We start from the raw sequence: 21,642 nt of genomic DNA, 5'->3' as shown, positions 1-21,642 counted from the left end.
TTACATTTAACACAACAAAACAAATTATCACTAAAATTAACACGAGGTGCCAAATGACACAGCCAAGGGATTTTGCAGTTTGCATCGTAGGGTTAGGTTCCATGGGAATGGGGGCGGCGAAGTCGTGCATTAATGCCGGGCTGACGACTTATGGTGTCGATCTTAACCCACAGGCGCTGGCCACATTGCAGCAGGCCGGGGCCAAACAGGCTGCCACCAGCGCAGATGGATTCGCCTCTGAGTTGGATGCGTTATTGCTGCTGGTGGTTAACGCTGCTCAGGTCAAGCAGATCCTGTTCGGCGAAAACGGCCTGGCGGCGAAGCTGAAGCCCAATACGCCAGTCATGGTCTCTTCCACCATCTCCGCTGCCGATGCCAGGCAGATAGAACAACAACTGCTGGCGCTTGGCCTGACCATGCTTGACGCTCCGGTTTCCGGTGGCGCAGCCAAGGCGGCTGAAGGTCAAATGACGGTGATGGCATCCGGCGCAGAATCTACATTCCAACAATTGCAGCCGGTGCTGGACGCCATTGCCGGCAAGGTCTATCGCATTGGTGAAGAGATTGGCCTGGGTGCCACGGTGAAAATCATCCACCAATTGCTGGCCGGGGTGCACATCGCCGCCGGAGCCGAGGCCATGGCACTGGCTGCCCGCGCCGGTATTCCTCTGGATGTCATGTACGACGTTGTCACCCACGCTGCCGGCAATTCCTGGATGTTCGAGAACCGTATGCGTCACGTGGTTGACGGCGACTATGCGCCCAAATCGGCGGTGGATATCTTCGTGAAGGATCTGGGGCTGGTGGCGGATACCGCCAAAGCACTGCATTTCCCGCTGCCGCTGGCATCTACCGCTTTTAATATGTTTACCGCCGCCAGCAATGCCGGTTTCGGCAAAGAGGACGACAGCGCAGTGATCAAAATCTTCTCCGGTATCGACCTGCCGCAAAAGAAGGAGAACGCATAATGCTGCTCGGCGTAATTGCAGATGATTTTACCGGCGCGACCGACATTGCCAGCTTTCTGGTGGAAAACGGCCTGTCGACGGTGCAGTTAAATGGCGTACCGCATGATGAAATGCCGATTGAAGCGCAAGCGGTCGTTATCAGCCTGAAATCAAGATCCTGCCCAGCTTCGCAGGCAGTTGAACAATCTTTGCAGGCGCTGGCCTGGCTGCAGCGCCAGGGCTGTCGGCAATTTTACTTCAAATATTGCTCAACCTTCGACAGCACTGCGCAGGGTAACATCGGCCCGGTGACCGATGCGCTGCTTGATGCGCTGGGCGAAAGCCAAACGGTGATTTCCCCGGCGCTGCCGGTCAACGGCCGGACGGTGTATCAGGGCTATCTGTTTGTGTTGGATCAACTGCTGTCGGAGTCCGGCATGCGCCACCACCCGGTGACGCCGATGACCGACAGTAACCTGCTGCGGTTAATGGAAGCACAGGCTCAGGGACGCTGCGGACTGGTAACGGCCGCAGAGATGGATTGCGGTGCCGGCGCGGTGGTGGAAAAGCTGCAACAGCTGGCGCAGCAAGGCGTGCGATATGCGGTGCTGGATACGCTCAATGAGCAGCACTTGCTGACCCAGGGCGAAGCGCTGAAAAATATGAAGCTGGTGACCGGCGGATCGGGACTGGCCATCGGCCTCGCACGGCAATGGGCTCAGCCGGGACAAGGTCGTCCGCAGGCCGCGGGAGCCCCACAGGGGGAGAAAGCGGTGGTCCTGTCCGGCTCCTGCTCCGTCATGACCAATCGACAGGTCGCCCGATATCGTCAACAGGCCCCGGCCATGGCTATCGACGTGGCGCGTTGCCTTAGCGAATCTGACCGCGCGGCCTATGTCACAGAACTGGCCGACTGGATACAGCGGCAGGAAAATGCCCCGCTGGCCCCGCTGCTGTATGCCACCGCCGAACCGGAGAAACTGCAGCAGGTTCAGCAACAATATGGCATGGCTGCAGCCAGTCAGGCAGTGGAGTCACTGTTTGCCGGGGTGGTTAAACAGCTCCAACAATCAGGGTACCGTCGCTTTATCGTTGCCGGCGGCGAAACCTCTGGCGTAGTGACGCAGGCGTTGGGCATTCGCGGCTTCCACATAGGCCCCTGCATCTCTCCCGGCGTACCCTGGGTTCGCGCCATCGAACAACCGGTTTCACTGGCCCTTAAATCGGGCAATTTTGGCGATGATAACTTTTTCGCCCGGGCACAAACGGAATTCCCATTATGACAATGACGACCGAACAACAGGCACGCGAAGAGATGGTGCGCCTCGGAGCTTCGTTCTTCCAACGCGGCTACGCCACGGGCTCTGCCGGTAACCTTTCGCTGTTGCTGGCGGACGGCACGCTGCTGGCAACCCCGACCGGATCCTGCCTGGGCGAACTGCAGGCCGAGCGGCTGTCGAAAGTCAGCCTGAACGGCGAATGGCTGTCCGGCGACAAACCCTCGAAAGAGATCAGCTTTCATCGTGCGCTGTATCTGAATAACCCAGAGTGCAAAGCGGTGGTGCACCTGCACTGTACCTACCTCACCGCGTTATCGTGCCTGAAAGGGTTGGACGTGGAGAATGCCATAAAACCCTTCACCCCTTATGTGGTGATGCGGGTCGGCAAGGTGCCGGTGGTGCCGTACTACCGCCCGGGTGATTTACGGCTGGCGGAAGACCTGGCCAAACTGGCACCGACCCACCGCGCCTTTTTGCTGGCCAATCACGGCCCGGTGGTTACGGGCAAGGATCTGCGGGCGGCAGCGGATAATACCGAAGAGATGGAAGATGCCGCCAGGCTGATTTTCACCCTCGGCGACCGTCCAATACGCTATTTGACCGATGATGAAATTACCGAGCTACGGAGCTGAACCATGCCTAAGTTTGCCGCCAATTTATCGATGATGTTTAACGAACTGCCATTCCTGGAAAGGTTCGAGGCTGCCGCAGCCGAAGGCTTCGCGGCAGTCGAGTTCCTGTTTCCCTATGACTATCCGGCCGAATTGCTGGCGGAACAACTGCACAGCAACGGTTTGCAGCAGGTGCTGTTTAATACCGCGCCGGGCAATGCCGAAGCCGGCGAATGGGGGCTGGCGGCGGTGCCGGGCCGCGAGCAAGATGCGCGTGCGGATATCGATCGCGCCCTGGCTTACGCCATTGCGCTGAACTGCCCCAACGTGCACGTGATGGCCGGCGTCGTTCCCCCTGGAGCGGACTGGCAGCGCTATCGCGATACCTTTATCGACAATATTCGCTATGCCGCAGACCGCTTCGCCCAGCACGGCATCAAGGTGCTGATTGAAGCGCTCAGCCCACAGGTTAAGCCGCATTATCTGTTTTCCAGCCAGCACCAGGCAGCCGAACTGGTCGAGGCCATCGATCGCTCGAACGTCTTCGTACAGTTCGACTTTTTCCATGCTCAGTTGGTGGACGGCAACATCAGCGGGCTGATGCATTCGCTGGCCGGCCGCTACGCCCATATTCAGATTGCCTCGGTGCCGGATCGTCATGAACCGGACGACGGCGAACTGAATTACCCATGGCTGTTCGATCAACTGGACGCCATCGGCTATCAAGGTTGGATCGGTTGTGAATACCGGCCGCGTGGCGATACCACCGTCGGGCTTGATTGGCTAAGACCTTACCAATAAGGCACTGCGCCAACCCAGGGATTTCCAAAACATAAAAATTAAACGCACCCGTATCGCCAGCCGGCGATCGCGGTGCCTGACTCTTACCCGATTAAAGGCTATTTCATGTCTACCTCTATGCTTTTGTTGATTGCCGTATTAGGTGTGGTCCTGCTCTTGCTGATGGTCATCAAGGCCAAGATCCAGCCCTTTGTCGCCTTGCTGGTGGTCAGTCTGTTGGTGGCGTTGGCCAGCGGCATTCCTACCGGCGAAGTGATGAAAGTGATGACCGCAGGTATGGGCGGCGTACTGGGTTCGGTGACCATTATCATCGGCCTGGGCGCGATGCTCGGCCGGATGATCGAACATTCTGGCGGTGCCGAATCGCTGGCCCAGCGCTTCAGCAAAGCTTTGGGGCCGAAACATACCGTGGCCGCCCTGACCATCGCCGCATTTATTCTCGGCATTCCGGTCTTTTTCGACGTCGGCTTTATCATCCTGGCGCCGATCATCTACGGTTTTGCCAAGGTCGCTAAAGTTTCGCCGCTGAAGTTCGGCCTGCCGATGGCCGGCGTAATGCTGGCGGTGCACGTCGCCCTGCCGCCACACCCAGGCCCGGTCGCCGCAGCCGGGCTGCTGAACGCCGATATTGGCTGGCTGACCATTATCGGTCTCGCGATTTGTATTCCGGTAGGTGTGATCGGTTATTTCACAGCCAAGCATTTGAATCGTAAAACTTATCCACTGTCGATTGAGGTACTGGAACAGCTGCAGCTGGCGGCGCCCGAACCGGCGCCGGAAGGCAAAGCACCATTGAGCGACCGCATCAATCCGCCTGGCGCCGGGTTGGTGGCCGCGCTGATCGTCATTCCTATCGCGATTATCATGCTGGGCACCGTTTCGGCCACGCTGCTCGAGCCGGGTTCAGCACTGCGTGACACGCTTTCGTTGCTCGGCTCACCGGCAGTAGCGCTGATGATTGCCCTCTTGCTGGCATTCTACTTCCTGGCCATTCGTCGCGGCTGGAGCCTGCAACACACCAGCGACGTCATGGGGGGCGCTCTGCCGACCGCCGCGGTGGTGATCCTGGTCACCGGTGCCGGTGGCGTATTCGGCAAAGTCCTGGTGGAGTCAGGCGTGGGCAAGGCATTGGCAGACGTGCTGACCACCATCGGCCTGCCGTTGATCCCGGCAGCTTTTATCATTTCGCTGGCGCTGCGCGCCTCTCAGGGGTCCGCTACTGTAGCGATACTCACGACCGGTGGCCTGTTATCGGAAGCGGTTAGCGGGCTTAATCAGCTGCAATTGGTACTGGTCACTCTCGCCACCTGCTTCGGCGGGCTGGGCTTGTCGCACGTAAATGACTCCGGCTTTTGGATCGTCACCAAATACCTCGGACTTTCGGTCGCCGATGGCCTGAAAACCTGGACGGTACTGACGACGATCCTTGGCCTGAGCGGTTTCCTGTTCACCTGGTTACTGTGGCTGGCGGTGTAATTTCTCTGGCATACTGCACAGACCGCCTCTGGCTCTGTGCAGGAAAAAAATAATGCCTCTTATCACTACCGCACCGCTGTTGCTTACCGAACGTTTACGCCTTGATGCACATACGCTGGACGATTTTGACTCATTGGCCGCCATGTGGGCCGATCCTGAAGTGGTTCGTTATATCGGCGGCACGCCGAGGGATCGTGAAGATTCCTGGGGCCGCCTGATGCGTTACGTCGGCCATTGGGCGTTGCTGGGTTATGGCTACTGGGCCGTGCGCGATAAAGTCAGCGGTGCCTACCTTGGCGGCATCGGTTTTTCCGACTTCCAGCGCAATATCCATCCGGCGCTTGATGCCCCCGAAATGGGCTGGACGCTGGTGACCTCGGCACAGGGTAAAGGCTATGCCACCGAAGCGCTGCGCGCGGCTTTGGCCTGGGGAAAAGACCATTTACCGGGCGATAAGGCGGTATGCATTATCTCCCCGGAAAATCAGCCCTCATTGGCATTGGCGAAGAAGGTCGGTTTCAGCGAAAGTCATCGCAGCGAGTACCACCAAAGCCCAATTCTGGTGATGCACTGCCCGCTATAAGCCGGCAACCTGACCCGACGCGGTAGCCAAAGCCACCTCGACAAAGTTATCCCGTAGCGCATCAGGCTGCTGCGGGTTCCAGGCGATACCGACTTGCCATTGGGTCTGTTCGCCGCTCAGCGGCAGAATATCGATGCCCGCCGGCGCAATATGCGTGACGCTATGCGGCAGCAGAGCAACGCCAATGCCGGCGGCAACCAGTGCCAGCAAGGTTTGAATATCACCGGCCTGCTGTACCACGTTAGGTGCCAGTTGATGGGCGGCAATAAAACGCAGCGACTGGTCGCTCAGCCCGCGCCCACGCTTGGGCGTCAACTGTAACAACGGTAAGGTGTTGAATTGTTCCATCAGGGTGTCCGCCCGCAGCGCCAGCGCCGAAGGCGCCGCCAGCACCAACCGGTCACTCAACAACGCACTGGCGCGCAACGGCGTACTGACAGGTAATCGCACAAATCCCACCTGCAGCTCCCCCTGCAATAGCAACTGATATTGCCGTTCTGAAGGCAAGTCTTCCAACCCCACGGCAACCTCGGGAAAGCGATGACGGAAAGCGGCCACCAACTGCGGCGCCAGATGAAAGCTGGACAGGCCAAAGCCGATTGCCAAACGCCCCGCCTCCCCCCGTACCACCTGCACGGCTCGCTGCTGAAACTGCAGATGCTGAGCAACTAACGTTTGAGCTTCAGGATAGAGCCGTTGGCCGCTGGCGGTCAGTTGCGCCCCCTGACGGCCACGGTTAAACAAGCGGGCGCCCAGCAGCGTTTCCAACGCCTGGATCTGTTTGCTCAGCGCCGGCTGGGTGATGCACAGCCGCTCTGCCGCCAAGCGATAATTGCCCTGTTCGGCCAGCACCACGAAGGCGCGGAGTTGTCGTATATCCATTCCGTTAGGTTATCAAAAAAGGAATTTAATTGATTATACAGTAATCAATGGCTTTGCTGTAATCAACGCCAGATAACAGCCAAAAGGTAATCCTATGACAAACTCTTTACGCGCCGCGACGGTGCAGTTTCAGCATCGTGCCAATGATAAAAACTACAACCTGTCGGTGATCGAGGGCTTTATCACCCGCGCCGCCGCCGAACAGATCCAACTGCTGACCTTCCCGGAAATGTGCATCACCGGCTATTGGCACGTACGCCACCTCAGCGCCGGTGAAATTGGTGCACTGGCGGAGCCTATCGCCGACAGCCCTTCGCTGGCGCGCATTCGCCCGCTGGCCGAACGCTATAACATGGCGATCGGCGTCGGGCTGATCGAATTGGGAGAGGACGGCAAATATTACAATGCCTACGCCGTCTGCCTGCCCGACGGCAAGCTTCACGTTCACCGTAAACTGCATGCCTTTGAACACCCGGCAATCGCCAGCGGCGACAGTTTCACCGTGTTCGACACCCCATGGGGTATCCGAATGGGGGTGCTGATCTGTTGGGACAATAACCTGGTTGAGAATGTCCGCGCGACCGCATTGCTGGGGGCAGAGGTGCTGTTGGCACCGCATCAGACCGGCGGCACTCATTCGCGTAGCCCGCACGGCATGAAGCCGATCCCGCTGGAAATTTGGCAACGGCGGCAGGAGGATCCGGCGGCGATAGAGGCGGCGTTTCGTGGCGAACACGGGCGTGGCTGGCTGATGCGCTGGCTCCCGGCACGTGCCCATGACAACGGTTTGTTTGTGTTATTCAGCAACGGGGTGGGACGTGACGATGACGAAGTGCGTACCGGTAATGCGATGATCCTCGACCCCTATGGCCGCATTCTGGCGGAAACCTGGGCGGCAGAAGATCAGATGGTCACGGCTAACCTTGATCTGTCGCTGATCCCACTCAGCACGGGCCGCCGCTGGATCCACGGTCGTCGACCGGCACTGTACGACATTCTTACGCAGCCGCAAGGCTATGAGCGAGATGCCCGCAGCGCGCGGTTTTCAACGGAGCCGGCGCAAAAACTGGGCAAGTGACCGACGCCGAATGACAGGCAAAAAAAATCCGCCCGAAGGCGGATTTTTATCTGATGCGGCCAACTGCGCCACATGCTCATGCCCGCAGGCATGGAGAAATCTTAGAAACGGTAGCCTACGCCAACGCTCCAGATACCAACGTCAACACTGCGGATACGGCTCTGCTCGTAACCAACGTCCAGTGCTACGTCCTGGATTGGGTTGAACTGCAGGCCAGCACCGTAGGTGAAGCCGTAGTCGCTGCTGCCGTTACGGTCAGTACCGTTTTGAGCGTTGTCGATGTTTTTACCGTAACCAACACCCACTACACCGTAGATGCTTGCCCAGTCGTTGAAGCGGTAAGCTGGACCGGCAGTGATAGAGTTGTACTGAGCTTTACCGTAGTAACCGTTCTCAGAACCGTTCTTCTCTACGTGGGTAAAGGAACCGATAACACCCAGTGGGTTGTTGTCGAACTCGTAACGGTATTTCAGGTTGAAACCGTCGGCTTTGTTAGCAACGCCTTGGAGATCACCCTGCGCATAGCCAGCGGATACGGTGCTCTGACCAGCGAATGCGGTACCTGCGGTTACTGCTAATACACAGGCTGCTACTGCGGAAAGACATGCAATTTTTTTCATAACCACCTCAAACGCGTTATATTTTTAAGTAAATCCATTTGTTCATGCATTGAAAATATAACAAAAATTAGCGTGAAACTCTGCCTTAAAATGAGTGTCTAATGCTTTATATCGTGTAACATTAGATTTCAAGAACAGTGTATCTACTTCATTTCGCTCTATTTTCGAGCCGCATTCTACGCGTTTCTGTGATAAGAATCACCTATTTAATATCCAGACAATTCTTAAAAAAAGAGCACTTTTTGACCATAAAAGCTGTTCTGGCACCGGGAGCCAGCGCTTTTTTTCGTTGAAAATGCTTTTCTCAGACACATTTACCGCAATTCATTTACACTGCCGTCATCCAAACATCGACCTCTTCCCAGATCGTGGGAAATGCATAAAAGGCTCTAAAGGATGTCTTCGTCTGCAACCGCAAAAGCGTCTTCTACGCTGCTGCCAATCTGCCTGTTGGTCATCGCTATGGTCTCCATCCAAAGCGGTGCCTCTCTGGCCAAAAGCCTGTTCCCGCTGGTCGGCGCAGAAGGCATCACCACGCTGCGTTTGAGTATCGGCACGCTGATCCTCTTTATTATCTTCCGCCCGTGGCGCATGCGATTTGCCGCCGGCAGCCGACTACCGTTGTTCATTTACGGTCTGGCGCTGGGCGCGATGAATTACCTGTTCTATCTTTCCCTGCGCACTCTGCCGCTCGGTATCGCCGTGGCATTGGAGTTCACCGGCCCGCTGGCGGTCGCCATGTTCTCTTCACGCCGTGCGATTGACTTTTTGTGGGTGGCACTGGCGATCGCCGGACTCTGGTTCCTGCTGCCGTTGGGCCATGACATGGGCAGCATCGATCCCTTCGGCGCTGCCTGTGCGCTGGGTGCCGGTGCCTGTTGGGCGGTCTACATTATCTGCGGCCAGAAAGCCGGTGGCGACCACGGGCCGGGAACCGTTGCGGTGGGCTCACTGATTGCCGCCGTGGTGTTTTGCCCGATTGGTGCCTGGCAAGCCGGCAGCGCACTGCTGAACGTTGATATCCTGCCGGTCGCCCTGGCCGTAGCTATCCTCTCTACCGCGCTGCCCTATTCGCTGGAAATTATTGCGTTGCCAAAAATACCGGCGCGGACTTTCGGCACATTGATGAGTTTGGAACCGGCACTGGCTGCGCTTTCGGGCATGTTGTTCCTGAATGAACACCTGACGACGGTGCAATGGCTGGCGCTGGCGGCGATCATTACCGCCTCTATGGGGGCGACCCTGACCATCAAACCCAAACCACAAATCGAAAACTTGTCCTGAGGATCGACCGCGCCTGCATTTACCCCAAGCAGAATGCAGGCGGGTTAACTGTTTTCACGCTGGCAAATAGGCATACTTTTCCCCGCAGTCCCCCCACGTTGTTATGGAAATAAACCCGGCAGGGTTAACCACATGGAGAGTTAAAGTGATTTATAACACGCTGTTTAACCCACGCTATGGCCGTGGGCTGTCACCGATTTTGATCGAGACCCTCACCAGGTTACGCCAATACGATCTGCCCGAACTGGCACAGGGGCGATATGAAATAAAGGGGGAAAAGATCGTTATGGACGTGATGACGTTAACCACTGGGTTAGCAGAGGCCCAGCATGCAGCACTGCATCAGGAATATGCCGTTATCCATCTGCTGCTCAGCGGCGAAGAACGCATTGATTATAGTGTGGCGGGAGATTGGCAAAACGAATTGCCCTATGACGAAGTGCGGGACATACAACTGCTGGATATCAAGCGCCACAGCCAAACGCTGGCGATGTTCCCCGGTATGTACGCCATCTTTTTCCCCCATGAGCCACATAAAACCGGCTGCCAACTGAACGTACCTATGTCGATCAAAAAAGCGTTAGTGAGAGTGCATTACACCCTGTTGCTGTAGCCGGCCTGCCGGTCTGAGTGACCGGCTTGTCCGCCATTTAATATGAACGTCTCATAGCTACTGCCGGGGCAAAGCGCGTATAAACCTCGCCGTCTGAGCCGGAGAGCGCAGTTGGATAAAGCGGATATGGCGATACCGGGCATCGTTCATATCCGCAAGGTAGCCGGCCCGGTTTTTACGGTAGGTTTTGATGGTCCATAAAACGATGGAATCACGGCTGAAAAAGGAACGGCGGAAGCTCTCGCGGTTACCGGTGCCGGGCCACAACTCGGTACCTTGCCATGCACGTGTAGCGGCACGACGCACCGCCTGAAACAGCGTACGACAAAAGCCATAATCTACCCATACCACCCAATCAACGCTTTCCCATTTAATCGTTTTGGTCCGGCTGTAATTGCCGTCAAGCACCCAGCCGGACTCCGCCTTGGCCAGCGCCTGCGCGACCTGCGCCAAAAACTCGTCATCGGGTGTACCCTGCCATTGCGGACGCCAAAACAGCTTGTCCAGCTCGATATGAGGCAGCGCAAACTTTTCCGCTAGCTGGCGCGCCACCGTGCTTTTGCCACTGCCACTGGTTCCAACGACGTTAATTTTCATGGGAGCGAATTCTGAGATGGGGGAAAATAGCTTAGCGGGATGTTATTCGTCTATCAATATGAATTAACAGGCAATTAATAAAATGAAATAAAAATGATTTAGAATGACGAATTTTGATGAAAATATAAATGAAAATGGTTATTAAACGCCTTCCTGAAATTATTACCCTGCGGAACCACCCTCACGAGAGAAGACGAAACAATATCATTATAATTCAAACCATTAGTAAAAAAATAAATATATCCCTATAACCTTACCCTTACTGGAGTTAATTTTCAATTCGTTAGAGCCTATTTATCCAATAGCCATTTTCGACCTGCAAAATGCTATATCGCTGCTATAATTACTCCCGTGACAAAAATAGGACAACGAACTAACGAGAGGATATCTGATATGAGTACCGCTAAACTGGTGAAAACGAAATCTTCTGAGCTGCTTTACACTCGTAATGACATGGACGAAAAAACCAAACTGGAAGCCATCAAGGCGTTGAACCATCAGGTGGTGCAGTTTACCGACCTGTCGTTGATCACCAAGCAGGCGCACTGGAACATGCGTGGCGCCAACTTCATTGCCGTGCATGAAATGCTGGACGGGTTCCGTACCGCCATCATCGATCACCTGGACACTTTTGCCGAGCGCGTGGTGCAGTTGGGCGGCGTGGCGTTGGGTACCGTGCAGGTCGTGAATGACAAGACCCCGCTGAAAAGCTATCCGACCAACATCCACAGCGTGCAGGAACACCTGAAAGCGCTGGCCGATCGCTACGGTGTGGCCGCGAACGACATTCGCAAGGCCATCACAGAAGTCGCTGATGAAGATACCGCGGATATGTTTACCGCTGCGTCACGCGATCTGGACAAGTTCCTGTGGTTTATCGAGTCCAACATCGAATAAATCTGCGCGACAAACAATCAAAGCGTTCCGCATTGCGGGATTGAACAGGCTGCGGGCTTTGCCCCGGCCTGTTTTTCTTTTACGCCGCTTGAATTGCTCAAAAAACAGCCCATAGTAGATAAAACGAACTGATGAAGACTCAGCACAAGCGAGGTGATCATGGCAAGCGGATGGGCGGCAGACGGCGCCGTACAAGATCAAATCGACTCTACCGTCGATGATGCCGTACAGCGTGCCAGACAGGCGCTGGGACAGGGCGAAAGCGAACATTACTGTCAGGAATGCGGAGAGGAAATCCCTCTGGCGCGTCGGCAGGCGCTGAAAGGCGTGCGTTATTGCCTGGCCTGCCAAACCGAGTTGGATAAAAAGCAGGCGGCAAGCAGTTTATATAATCGTCGCGGCAGCAAAGACAGCCAGCTGCGTTGAGCTTATCGACGCAAAATACCCCCCCGGACCTCTCTGACAGAACATTCCTGCACCAAATGCAACAAGCTTGCGGCATAAAAGTTAGAGTTAGTTATCAATATTGAAGCGAAACCGTTAACTATCGGTTGTTTCAACCCCATTATTTGGTTAATGATAGACGCATGCACCAACAGGTCGCCAAAAGCACCATTTTGGGGCCTCAATTTGGTGCATAAAAATAATAATTCGACCTTCAGAGCCAACATCACACCGCAACTCTTTGTTTTTATAGTAGTTGTAAACATGGCACGATTTTTTCATGGCACCAACTGCAATATAAAAAATGGGTAATCCGCAACCTGTACAGGAAATTCCTCTCATGAAGTCAATTTTTAAAGTCTCCCTGGCCGCACTTTCGCTGGCCTTTGCCGTAAGCTCCCACGCAGCAGACAAACTGGTCGTCGCCACCGATACCGCCTTCGTTCCTTTTGAATTCAAACAAGGCGATAAATACGTTGGTTTCGATATCGACCTGTGGGCCGCTATCGCCAAAGAACTGAAACTGGATTACACCCTGAAGCCTATGGATTTCAGCGGCATCATCCCGGCACTGCAAACCAAAAATATCGACCTGGCGCTGGCTGGCATCACCATTACCGAAGAACGTAAAAAAGCCATCGAATTCTCTGACGGCTACTACAAAAGCGGCCTGCTGGTGATGGTTAACGCCAACGATAACAGCATCAAGGGCATTGACGATCTGAACGGCAAAGTGGTGGCGGTGAAGAGTGGCACCGGCTCCGTGGATTACGCCAAGCAGCACATCAAAACCAAAGACCTGCGTCAGTTCCCGAACATCGATAACGCCTATATGGAACTGGGCACCAAACGCGCTGACGCGGTGCTGCACGACACGCCAAATATTCTTTACTTCATTAAAACCGCCGGCGCCGGCAAGTTCAAAACCGTTGGCGACTCGCTGGAAGCACAGCAATACGGCATCGCCTTCCCTAAAGGCAGTGACGAACTGCGCGTCAAGGTGAATGGCGCGCTGAAAACGCTGCGCGACAACGGCACCTACAACGAAATCTACAAAAAATGGTTCGGTACCGAACCTAAATAACGGATGAAGTCAGTCACTGATTCACTTAAGCACAGGGGTGGTGCCTTAGCCCCTGCGCTTTGTTGTATCTGATTCCCACGTTTGGGATCACCGGGAGAAAACACCATGCAGTTCGACTGGAGCGCCATCTGGCCCGCCATCCCTATCCTGTTAGAAGGCGCCAAAATGACCCTGTGGATTTCGGTCCTCGGTCTGATTGGCGGCCTCATCATCGGCCTCGTTGCCGGTTTTGCCCGTACCTACGGCGGTTGGATTGCCAACCACATCGCCCTGGTATTCATCGAAGTTATTCGCGGCACACCTATCGTGGTGCAGGTGATGTTTATCTACTTCGCCCTGCCGATGGCGTTCAGCGATTTGCGCATCGATCCCTTTAGCGCGGCGGTGGTCACCATCATGATCAACTCCGGCGCCTACATTGCGGAAATCACTCGCGGCGCCGTATTGTCGATCCACAGCGGCTTCCGTGAAGCAGGTCTGGCGTTGGGTCTGTCGCGCCGCGAGACCATCCGCTATGTCATTATGCCGCTGGCGCTGCGCCGCATGCTGCCGCCGCTGGGTAACCAGTGGATCATCAGCATTAAAGACACCTCGCTGTTTATCGTGATCGGCGTGGCGGAACTGACCCGTCAGGGCCAGGAAATTATTGCCGGCAACTTCCGCGCGCTGGAAATCTGGAGCGCCGTGGCGGTTATTTATCTGATTATTACCCTGGTGCTGAGCTTCGTGCTGCGTCGTCTGGAAAGAAGGATGAAAATCCTGTGATTGAATTTAAAAACGTCTCCAAACACTTTGGGCAAACCCAGGTGCTGCACAATATCGACCTGAAAATTAATCAGGGTGAAGTGGTGGTGATTATCGGGCCTTCCGGCTCCGGCAAATCCACGCTGCTGCGCTGCATCAACAAATTGGAAGAGATTACCAGTGGCGATCTGATCGTCGACGGTCTGAAAGCCAACGACCCCAAGGTTGACGATCGTCTGATCCGTCAGGAAGCCGGCATGGTATTCCAACAGTTTTACCTGTTCCCACACCTGACCGCACTGGAAAACGTTGCCTTCGGCCCGATCCGCGTACGCGGTTTGAAAAAGTCGGACGCGGAGAAACTGGCGCGCGAACTGCTGGCCAAAGTCGGCCTGGCGGAGCGTGCACATCACTACCCTTCCGAGCTTTCCGGCGGCCAACAGCAGCGCGTGGCCATCGCCCGAGCGCTGGCGGTAAAACCGAAAATGATGCTGTTTGATGAACCGACCTCCGCACTTGATCCGGAACTGCGCCATGAAGTGCTGAAGGTTATGCAGGATCTGGCGGAAGAAGGCATGACCATGGTGATCGTCACCCACGAAGTCGGCTTTGCCGAAAAAGTGGCTTCGCGACTGATCTTTATTGATAAAGGCCGGATTGCAGAAGACGGCAACCCGCATGACCTGATCAACCACCCGCCAAGCCCGCGCTTGCAGGAGTTCTTGCAGCACGTATCCTGATTTACCCTACCCAGCGGTGGGCCTGTTCCGGGCCCGCCGTTTCTATATGGCAATAGCACGCGTTATCACTCCCTGCGCCTCTTCATTTTCTACTATATTCTTTGTTTTTCTTAACATTTGTAATTAATCCGCCGATTTACAGAGCCCCAAGAGAGGATACATGCCCGCAACCGCATACTCCCGATTCGGTTCTCATCTGCGAGAACAGCTGTTTCCCCTGTTGCTGCTGCTGATCACTTATGCAGTTTCTCCACTGGCAACGGCGCAGCCCACACAGGATCCCGCGCCCAGTGGCCAAACCGAACAGCAAAAAGCCTCCTACGCGGCGCTCGCAGATATTCTGCAAGACGACAAAGCCCGTGCCGAACTGATTAACCATCTGAGACAGGCGGCGGATCAACCAGCCGCAGCGCAGCCCAAGTCAGCAACGCCCGAGCCGTCAGACTCGCTGAGCGAAAGCCTGACCAGTTTGGCGCAAGACAGCCTTAGCACCCTCGACAAGAAGTTAAACTCGAGGCAAAAACTGATCGACTCTGGACCCAAACGCACTTTCCATCCGGACGTTTTTTTTCGGGCTTTGGGCTATTTTCTGCTGACGGTTGCGCTGACCTTTGCCCTCTTCCATCTGATCCGCCGGATAATCCGCCCGCTATACAAACGCATCGGCAACTGGGGACACAACGCCAAACTTCAGCATGATTCGTGGTACAAACTGCCAACGGCGATCCTCGGCGCCTTCGCTATCGATTTGCTGGTGTTGTTGCTGGCACTGACTGCAGGTAATCTGTTTGCCCGTCATGTCCACGCTGACAACGCCACCATATTGCGGCTGCAAACCCTGTTTCTTAGCGCCTTCGCGGTGATCGAATTCTTCAAGGCGGTGCTGCGGCTGATTTTTGCACCCAATTTCGATTACCTGCGTCCTTTTGCGTTCTCCGATGCCGTCGCCCATTACTGGAATACGCGCCTTGCCTGGCTTAGTGGCCTGATCGGCTACGGCCTGATGGTGGTGGTGCCGGTGGTGGCGACACAGATCAGTTACCCCGCAGCCGCCGCAGCCAATCTGGTCATCATGCTGGCACTGACGCTATACGCACTGGCGTTGATCCTGCGTAACCGCAAGCCGATACAACTCCAGATTAACCTGTTGGCCGAACGATCGATGGCGTTCTTCAGCATCATTCTGCGCGGTTTGGGCCATGTCTGGCACCTGCTGGCGATCGCTTATTTCCTGGTGCTGTTTGTCCTGTCGCAATTTGATATTGGCAACAGCCTGAACTTTATGATGACCGCAACGGTAAAAAGCCTGGTGGTTATCGGCGTCGGGGCGTTGATCTCCGGTCAACTGACCCGCTGGATTTTCCGCCGTATTTCGCTGCCGGATGATGTCAACCGACGCTATCCGATGCTGGAACGTCGTATTAATTCCTATATTCCCAATGGGTTGAAAATATTGCGGGTGATGGTGGTACTGACGGTCACGCTGCTGCTGTTTGACGCCTGGCATCTGATCAACCTTTACCAGTGGGCAAGCAGCGAAAACGGGGAAAAAATCGTCGGCGGACTGGTACATATCCTGCTGATTCTGGTGATTGCGGTTATCAGCTGGACGCTGATGGCCAGCGTTATCGAACATCGACTGGCGCTGGAGTTGAGCAACGGCATCCGTCCCAGCGCCCGCGAACGCACGCTGCTGACGCTGTTTCGTAACGTGCTGGCCATCGTTATCAGCACCATTACCATTATGATTGTGCTGTCACAGGTGGGGATTAACATTGCCCCGCTGCTGGCCGGGGCCGGGGCGTTGGGGCTGGCCATCAGTTTTGGCGCGCAAACGCTGGTAAAGGACGTGATCACCGGCGTTTTCATTCAGTTTGAGAACGGCATGAATACCGGCGAGTACGTCACCGTCAGCGGCATTACCGGTACGGTTGAGCGCATGACCATCCGGTCGATTGGCCTGCGGGACGATTACGGCGTGTATCATATCGTCCCCTTTTCTTCGATCACGACGCTGGCGAATTACGCCCGTGAATTTGGCGTGTACCGCGCCAACTACAGCGTTAGCCGTGACGAAGATATCGATCATGTCCATGAGGTGCTGCATCAGGCCGTCGCCGCGTTGAAACAAGACGAACAGGTGAAGAGCTTTTTGGTGGGCGAACCGGTGTTCAACGGCGTAGTGGCGCTGGGCGATCGCTCCTTCACCACCCGAGTGACCGTACGCACCCAAGCGTTAAAGCAGTGGGTGGTGCAGTATGCCCTCGACCGTCTGGTCAAAATACACTTTGATCAAGCCGGTATCGCCATGCCGCAACAGGCCATTCAACTTTCTTATGCGCCGGACAATGGTGAACCACCCGCAGCCCAATAACGATTATTGCCCATGGCTACAAGGCTGAGCGCCAAGGAAGGCCGCAACGTCTTGCAGATAGGCTTCGTCCTGCACGGAACGAGGAGCGAACAGGCCAATCACATTTATCAGTAGTGGGTGGCGTGTAAACAGCGGTTTTAACATCATATGATCGGCATCTTCAATACGGGTTACCGTCAACAGATCCGCAGGAATATTGTGTCTGTAAATACGCTCGGTTTCATCGACGTCGACATTAAGATCGCGCCCACCGACGATCAGATGCACCGGCGTTTTGAAGCTGCGTAACCCCTCCGTCGCGTCGCTGATCATATTGGCGCGAATAAACTGCCAGCGATCGACGCTGATTGTCGCTGAATCACCATACTCTTTACGGTACTGTGTATAGCCGTCAGGCTGACGGAGCAGTGACAACAAACGCTGGTCCTGCCGCTCACGAGCCTTAATCTGCGCTTGCGTTTTTCCCGCAGCCATCATTTCCGCCCGGGTGTTATAGTCCCCTTGACGAAGCCAGTTAATCGCCGGCGCCACTGCCAACGTGAAGGCGATATCCGGCCGTTGAGCGGCAACACTCGGCATGACCCATCCCGCCTGACTGGCCCCCCACAACCCGATGCATTGCGAATTAAAACGTCCGTCTTTTCTTGCCCAGTCGATAATATCGACCGTTTCCTTAGCCCGGTCGCTCATGGTTTGATGCAGCCAGTTGCCGGATGAGCCGCCAACCCCCGCTTTGTCGAAGGCCAAAACGGCGTATCCTTGTTCAGCCAGGGTTTCCCAGAGGCTGTAGTAACCTTCATCCCGGTCTGCATTGGCCGGGCCGTCACCATGAATAAGCACAACGACGCCCGGTTTATCCACGGTTTCTTTCGGCAATACCAACGTGCCAGTAAGCCGATTGCCGCCCGCATTCAACGCAATAGGTTTGGCGACAAATTGATAATCGTTGGCGTAGATGATCCACCCCAGCATCATCAGGATCAGGGCCAACAAGCAAACCGCTGTTTTTTTCATCGCTTATCCCCGATAGGTTTTTCCAAGAACAACCAATGGGGCTGGCGGAACAGCAACCACAGCAAGAGATATTTCCTGACGGCCTTGCGCCTGAAACCGCACTGCTGATACAGCCGCAAAGCACCGACATTTTGCTGGCTTACATGCAGACGCAGCCATAGGTTCGGTCGGTAGGTCACGGCGTAGCGCGTTATCCATTCCAGTAATTTTTTCCCCAAGCCCCTGCCACGCTGTTTTTCATCCACCGCCAGATAAGAAAGATACAGTTCATCGGACGCAGGCTGATGTTGCAGCAGCGCAATTTGCAGATACATACGCCAGAAATTCAGCACGCCATAGCAGCGGCACAAACGCATTACCGGTAGCGCCCGTTCCCGCAAAATCACATTTCCCAACTGGCTGACAGATTTCAACCCGAATGCGGCCACCACCTGGCCTGCATGCCTAACGACAAAACTGTGCTCCTGGCTATCGCTCTGTTTCCAGACCCACAACCGGTAAAATAGCCGCCATTGCTGACGTTCGCTTAAGCCGCATGGGCGTTGAAATTTGTCGCTAAAGGCGGAAAAGATCAGTGCAGCGGTTTGCAAACGACAAGATTCACGATATGGCTCTACCTCAAACATCCCCGACCTCCGCTATTACTGGCCAAAGATCAACTGCTCCAGCAGTTGGTTTGGCGGTACCCTTGTCGGTTCCCGGGACGGGAAAATCGTCTGCCGCCAGGCTTGGCTTTCAACAACATCCAGGATTAATTGAGCAAGTTCGTGAGGGTTTAACGACGCTTCGATGTCGCCACTTTGCTGGGCCAGTACCACAGTCTGCTTTAACGCCGCCACCAGTTGTTGCTGATTGACGCTGAATTTCTCAGCCAGTACTGGATTTCGCGCGACTTCAGCCACTATTTCCGCCGACAGTTGTACATTGCCCGGGGACGAGACGAAATCATAATAGGCGCTGATAAAATCGGATAACGCCTGCTTAGGCCGTTCATGCTCAGCGATCAACGGGGTAGCAAAATCGGCAAAAACCCGATGCTCCAAAAACGCAATTTCGTCGATCAGCGCTTCCTTACCGGCAAAGTGGTTGTAAAGGTTTCCCACGCTGACCCCTGCCGCAAGCGCAATATCCCGCATACTGGTCTGGTGGAACCCTTTGTGAGTAAAGCTATGCAACGCAGCTTCAACGATTTTGTCGCGATTACCCATTAATAGCCCCGGCATAAGGAGGCGGCTGTCGCCGCTGAATAAAATGAACGAACGTTCATTCATATTCTAGCCTGGCCCAACGGATGTCAAGCCGATGCACTTAAACGGAAGGTCAACAATTCAGGGAGTGACAGAACGGCAAAAACGCCAACCCTGTTTGCCAGGGTCAGCGTGCGGGGCATCAGTGCGTTACCGCAATAGGATGTTTTAAATAAGCTGAATGCTATTCGTATTCCAGATTAAAGGTTGCCGACGCGCTAAAAGAACCGCGACCAATACTTTTCGTCGCGATCGCGGCTTGCTCCGCTTTGACATAAGCCTTAAGCGTAATCACATTATTACCTGCCAGTATCGGGTACTTCTTGGTCTCGTGGGATAAAAGCACCGGGACGCCTTCGTCCGTCTCAATACCGATCCCCACGCCAGAGGCCATACTCCCCGAATCCAGGGCCAATAAGCCTGGCAGTTTTGGGTTCTCGGTACCGCTGAACGTCATCCTCACCGTATTACCCAGGCTAAGGTCACAGTCACTGAGACGTAACTCAAATTGTTGACCACGGGTACGTCCGTTCAGATACAGATATTTATCGATTACCGTTCCAAAATCCAACTGAATGTCGGCGTCCGCAGGTAATATCACGCAAGGTTCAGCTACCAGAGTGCCGTGCAACTTCAAATTGTCAGCGGCCTGTATCGGTAGGCTGAACATCAGCGACAGTCCCCATAATCCCCCTTTCCCTAGACGACAAAATCGCGCTCGTTTCATGTTCATCCCCTCTTTGCCGGCACGTCACCCTTTAGGTGGTCAAAGTCCCCTAGGCTCCAGCCAGTACTCGATATCAATAACAGACAGGCATTAAAAACACGTAAATCTCGCATCAGTCGTAGTTCAGTTTAAAGTTGATCTGCGACCAAAAGGCCCCAGCACTCAGGGCAGCACGGGTTCGTTCCAGCATGATCTGATAGACCAGTTGGTCCTGGCCCGGCGTCAGCAGCAAGGGCGTTCCGCGCTGCCCTAAAACCACTTCCCGACCGGTACTGTCCAGCAGTCGCAGCCCTACCCCTTCAGCGCCGCTGACCTGCACCAGTTGGGGATTATCGTCGTCCGCCGGTGCCACAAAGTACACCGTCGCCGAGGGTTGCTCGGCGCTCCATTTTCGCGTCGCTGTTCGTTCATCTACATTGCGAGACCCACTGGACAGACAGTCCAACAGTTTGAACGTTACCGTCACCGGCGTACCACGTGCGCCAATATGCTGGAATCGACCGGTTCCTACCTCACCCAGCGAAATATCCTGCCACGCTGACGTCATATCTAACCGGCAGGCACTCTCCGTCAATGCACCGCGGACATGCAGGACGCCGACATTACCGTCGTTACCCCACTGTTTTTCCGCGTCGGCGGCGGTAGCGGCGGGCAAAAGAACACTGCTCTGCCCACCAGCCAGCACCAAAATCAGGGCGCAACCGCATCTCCGTCTCCACGCAGGGCGCTGCCGCTTACAAAAGCTATCCTGATACGTTTGCAGTATCCTTTTATACCATTGCATGTCTTGCTCCTTGACCCGCAGGGTACCTCTGAGTCCATGATTAACCGTTTTTTAGCGACTTAGCCTGGCAGGTACTGCCCGCACAGGTAAACTGGAGCTGTGGTCGCCCGCCATAGTCGTTTATGTAGGTCAGTACCGGGTTGCTACCCAGTGCCTCTGCGTTCAGATTCAACATGCCTTCGCTTTTCGGCGCCAACATCAGCGGTTCAAAACCCTTCAGAGGCAATCCCTTCGGGCTATTGCTGCCGTCTACGATAGTGACGAAGTACGGCGTCGGATTGATCAGTTTGTACTTGTTCCCAACCTTGCTCAGCGTTAATGCTTCCTGAGCCGGTGACGCCGAGGCCGCCGGCTGAATCGCCTGGGGCCGGTAAAACAGTTTGATGCGCGTTTGTAATGCGATTTGCAGCGTGTTCGGTTTCTCACTGCGCGGAGGAATTTCGCGCAAATTAAAATAGAACAATGATTCGCGATCCTGAGGTAACGTACTCAGCGCCGGCAAGCCCTGTACCTTCACCTGACTCTTGGCGCCGGGCTCGATGCGCTGCACCGGTGGCAACACCGTCAACGGGCTGGTGATTTTGTTGCCCTTTTCATCCTCAATCCATCCCTGTGCCAGATAGGGCAATTGCTTGTTCTCGTTACTGACGTTCAAACTCACTGACTTCTCACTACCGTCAAAAATCACCCGGGTTCGATCCAGCGCAATAGCGGCGTAAGCAGACTGAACTCCCAGTGCGCAACACAAGGTGCTCGCGACAAGGAAGGCGTTCATTTTCATTGATTTATTTCCATCTTATTGATTCGTCTGGTTG

Annotated in this window: 24 protein-coding genes; 15 read left to right on the top strand and 9 right to left on the bottom strand. The window is 55.0% G+C overall.

Features of this window, described 5'->3' with window-relative positions; translation table 11 throughout:
- Nucleotides 1–53: 53 nt before the first annotated feature.
- The 6 genes from ltnD to NR114_RS01215 all read left to right on the top strand — a co-directional run bounded on the left by ltnD (nt 54) and on the right by NR114_RS01215 (nt 5,698).
- Complete coding sequence (gene ltnD, locus NR114_RS01240) at nt 54–968, top strand: L-threonate dehydrogenase (protein ID WP_256813894.1); 915 nt, start codon at nt 54–56, stop codon at nt 966–968.
- Entirely contained in the window at nt 968–2,230 is a 1,263-nt protein-coding gene (otnK, locus tag NR114_RS01235; protein WP_306217640.1) for a 3-oxo-tetronate kinase, read from the top strand. Before ltnD ends, otnK begins: the two co-directional genes overlap by 1 nt.
- Complete coding sequence (locus tag NR114_RS01230) at nt 2,227–2,859, top strand: aldolase (protein ID WP_256813893.1); 633 nt, start codon at nt 2,227–2,229, stop codon at nt 2,857–2,859. The genes otnK and NR114_RS01230 overlap by 4 nt, the downstream gene beginning before the upstream one ends.
- 3 nt (nt 2,860–2,862) lie before the next feature.
- On the top strand, nt 2,863–3,639 hold the full coding sequence (locus tag NR114_RS01225; RefSeq protein ID WP_256813892.1) for an HPr family phosphocarrier protein: 777 nt from the start codon (nt 2,863–2,865) through the stop codon (nt 3,637–3,639).
- A 105-nt stretch (nt 3,640–3,744) separates the two neighbouring features.
- Nucleotides 3,745–5,115: a GntP family transporter gene (locus NR114_RS01220; RefSeq protein WP_256813891.1), complete on the top strand. Its 1,371-nt coding sequence runs from the start codon at nt 3,745–3,747 to the stop codon at nt 5,113–5,115.
- 52 nt (nt 5,116–5,167) lie between these two features.
- The gene (locus NR114_RS01215; protein ID WP_020825925.1) at nt 5,168–5,698 is read left to right on the top strand and encodes a GNAT family N-acetyltransferase; all 531 of its coding nucleotides are present in this window, start codon (nt 5,168–5,170) and stop codon (nt 5,696–5,698) included.
- Here the strand turns inward: NR114_RS01215 and NR114_RS01210 are convergent.
- Nucleotides 5,693–6,580, bottom strand: a complete 888-nt coding sequence (locus NR114_RS01210; RefSeq protein ID WP_048761565.1) for a LysR family transcriptional regulator — start codon at nt 6,578–6,580, stop codon at nt 5,693–5,695. The genes NR114_RS01215 and NR114_RS01210 overlap by 6 nt on opposite strands.
- A 94-nt stretch (nt 6,581–6,674) precedes the next feature.
- Here NR114_RS01210 and NR114_RS01205 point away from each other — a divergent pair, with 94 nt between their 5' ends.
- Entirely contained in the window at nt 6,675–7,658 is a 984-nt protein-coding gene (locus NR114_RS01205; protein WP_048761562.1) for a nitrilase family protein, read from the top strand.
- Between the two features lie 101 nt (nt 7,659–7,759).
- Here the strand turns inward: NR114_RS01205 and ompX are convergent, their stop codons facing one another.
- Nucleotides 7,760–8,278 (bottom strand): outer membrane protein OmpX, encoded by a 519-nt coding sequence (gene ompX, locus NR114_RS01200; protein ID WP_020825922.1) that lies wholly within the window; start codon nt 8,276–8,278, stop codon nt 7,760–7,762.
- A 396-nt stretch (nt 8,279–8,674) separates the two neighbouring features.
- Here ompX and rhtA point away from each other — a divergent pair, with 396 nt between their 5' ends.
- Both rhtA and NR114_RS01190 read left to right on the top strand, forming a co-directional pair.
- Nucleotides 8,675–9,562, top strand: coding sequence for a threonine/homoserine exporter RhtA (gene rhtA, locus NR114_RS01195; protein WP_048761558.1), 888 nt, complete (start codon nt 8,675–8,677; stop codon nt 9,560–9,562).
- Between the two features lie 145 nt (nt 9,563–9,707).
- Nucleotides 9,708–10,175, top strand: coding sequence for a YhcH/YjgK/YiaL family protein (locus tag NR114_RS01190; protein ID WP_048761556.1), 468 nt, complete (start codon nt 9,708–9,710; stop codon nt 10,173–10,175).
- Nucleotides 10,176–10,232: 57 nt separating this feature from the next.
- Here NR114_RS01190 and NR114_RS01185 read toward each other — a convergent pair whose 3' ends face one another.
- Nucleotides 10,233–10,772 carry an adenylate kinase gene (locus tag NR114_RS01185; protein ID WP_048761553.1) on the bottom strand — a complete coding sequence of 180 codons (540 nt, stop codon included), beginning with the start codon at nt 10,770–10,772 and terminating at the stop codon, nt 10,233–10,235.
- Nucleotides 10,773–11,165: 393 nt separating this feature from the next.
- On the opposite strand from NR114_RS01185, the gene dps reads away from it, so the two are divergent.
- The 6 genes from dps to ybiO all read left to right on the top strand — a co-directional run bounded on the left by dps (nt 11,166) and on the right by ybiO (nt 17,055).
- Entirely contained in the window at nt 11,166–11,669 is a 504-nt protein-coding gene (gene dps / locus NR114_RS01180; protein ID WP_020825918.1) for a DNA starvation/stationary phase protection protein Dps, read from the top strand.
- 159 nt (nt 11,670–11,828) lie between these two features.
- Nucleotides 11,829–12,095: a DksA/TraR family C4-type zinc finger protein gene (locus NR114_RS01175; protein ID WP_020825917.1), complete on the top strand. Its 267-nt coding sequence runs from the start codon at nt 11,829–11,831 to the stop codon at nt 12,093–12,095.
- A gap of 358 nt (nt 12,096–12,453) precedes the next feature.
- A complete protein-coding gene (gene glnH, locus NR114_RS01170) occupies nt 12,454–13,197 on the top strand; it encodes a glutamine ABC transporter substrate-binding protein GlnH (protein WP_046374121.1) in 744 nt (247 codons plus the stop codon).
- A 105-nt stretch (nt 13,198–13,302) separates the two neighbouring features.
- Nucleotides 13,303–13,962 (top strand): glutamine ABC transporter permease GlnP, encoded by a 660-nt coding sequence (gene glnP / locus NR114_RS01165; RefSeq protein WP_020825914.1) that lies wholly within the window; start codon nt 13,303–13,305, stop codon nt 13,960–13,962.
- Entirely contained in the window at nt 13,959–14,681 is a 723-nt protein-coding gene (gene glnQ / locus NR114_RS01160; protein ID WP_020825913.1) for a glutamine ABC transporter ATP-binding protein GlnQ, read from the top strand. The genes glnP and glnQ overlap by 4 nt, the downstream gene beginning before the upstream one ends.
- A 160-nt stretch (nt 14,682–14,841) precedes the next feature.
- Nucleotides 14,842–17,055 carry a mechanosensitive channel protein gene (gene ybiO / locus NR114_RS01155; protein WP_256813889.1) on the top strand — a complete coding sequence of 738 codons (2,214 nt, stop codon included), beginning with the start codon at nt 14,842–14,844 and terminating at the stop codon, nt 17,053–17,055.
- 3 nt (nt 17,056–17,058) lie between these two features.
- Here ybiO and NR114_RS01150 read toward each other — a convergent pair whose 3' ends face one another.
- The 6 genes from NR114_RS01150 to NR114_RS01125 all read right to left on the bottom strand — a co-directional run bounded on the left by NR114_RS01150 (nt 17,059) and on the right by NR114_RS01125 (nt 21,608).
- Nucleotides 17,059–18,069: a S9 family peptidase gene (locus tag NR114_RS01150; protein WP_256813888.1), complete on the bottom strand. Its 1,011-nt coding sequence runs from the start codon at nt 18,067–18,069 to the stop codon at nt 17,059–17,061.
- A complete protein-coding gene (locus NR114_RS01145) occupies nt 18,066–18,695 on the bottom strand; it encodes an N-acetyltransferase (protein WP_020825910.1) in 630 nt (209 codons plus the stop codon). Before NR114_RS01145 ends, NR114_RS01150 begins: the two co-directional genes overlap by 4 nt.
- A 15-nt stretch (nt 18,696–18,710) precedes the next feature.
- Nucleotides 18,711–19,340 carry a TetR/AcrR family transcriptional regulator gene (locus NR114_RS01140; protein ID WP_234529079.1) on the bottom strand — a complete coding sequence of 210 codons (630 nt, stop codon included), beginning with the start codon at nt 19,338–19,340 and terminating at the stop codon, nt 18,711–18,713.
- Nucleotides 19,341–19,500: 160 nt separating this feature from the next.
- Nucleotides 19,501–20,043 carry a fimbrial protein gene (locus NR114_RS01135; protein WP_372907090.1) on the bottom strand — a complete coding sequence of 181 codons (543 nt, stop codon included), beginning with the start codon at nt 20,041–20,043 and terminating at the stop codon, nt 19,501–19,503.
- Nucleotides 20,044–20,155: 112 nt separating this feature from the next.
- Nucleotides 20,156–20,698, bottom strand: a complete 543-nt coding sequence (locus tag NR114_RS01130; protein ID WP_158499685.1) for a fimbrial protein — start codon at nt 20,696–20,698, stop codon at nt 20,156–20,158.
- A 169-nt stretch (nt 20,699–20,867) separates the two neighbouring features.
- A complete protein-coding gene (locus tag NR114_RS01125; protein WP_144079331.1) occupies nt 20,868–21,608 on the bottom strand; it encodes a fimbria/pilus periplasmic chaperone in 741 nt (246 codons plus the stop codon).
- Between the last annotated feature and the right edge of the window lie 34 nt (nt 21,609–21,642).

The sequence above is a fragment of the Serratia sp. Ser99 genome (assembly GCF_024519545.1).
GTDB classification, from domain to species: Bacteria; Pseudomonadota; Gammaproteobacteria; order Enterobacterales; family Enterobacteriaceae; genus Serratia; species Serratia liquefaciens.
The sequence above is the reverse complement of the archived record's forward strand: the minus strand, read 5'-3'. Positions and strand labels throughout refer to the sequence as shown.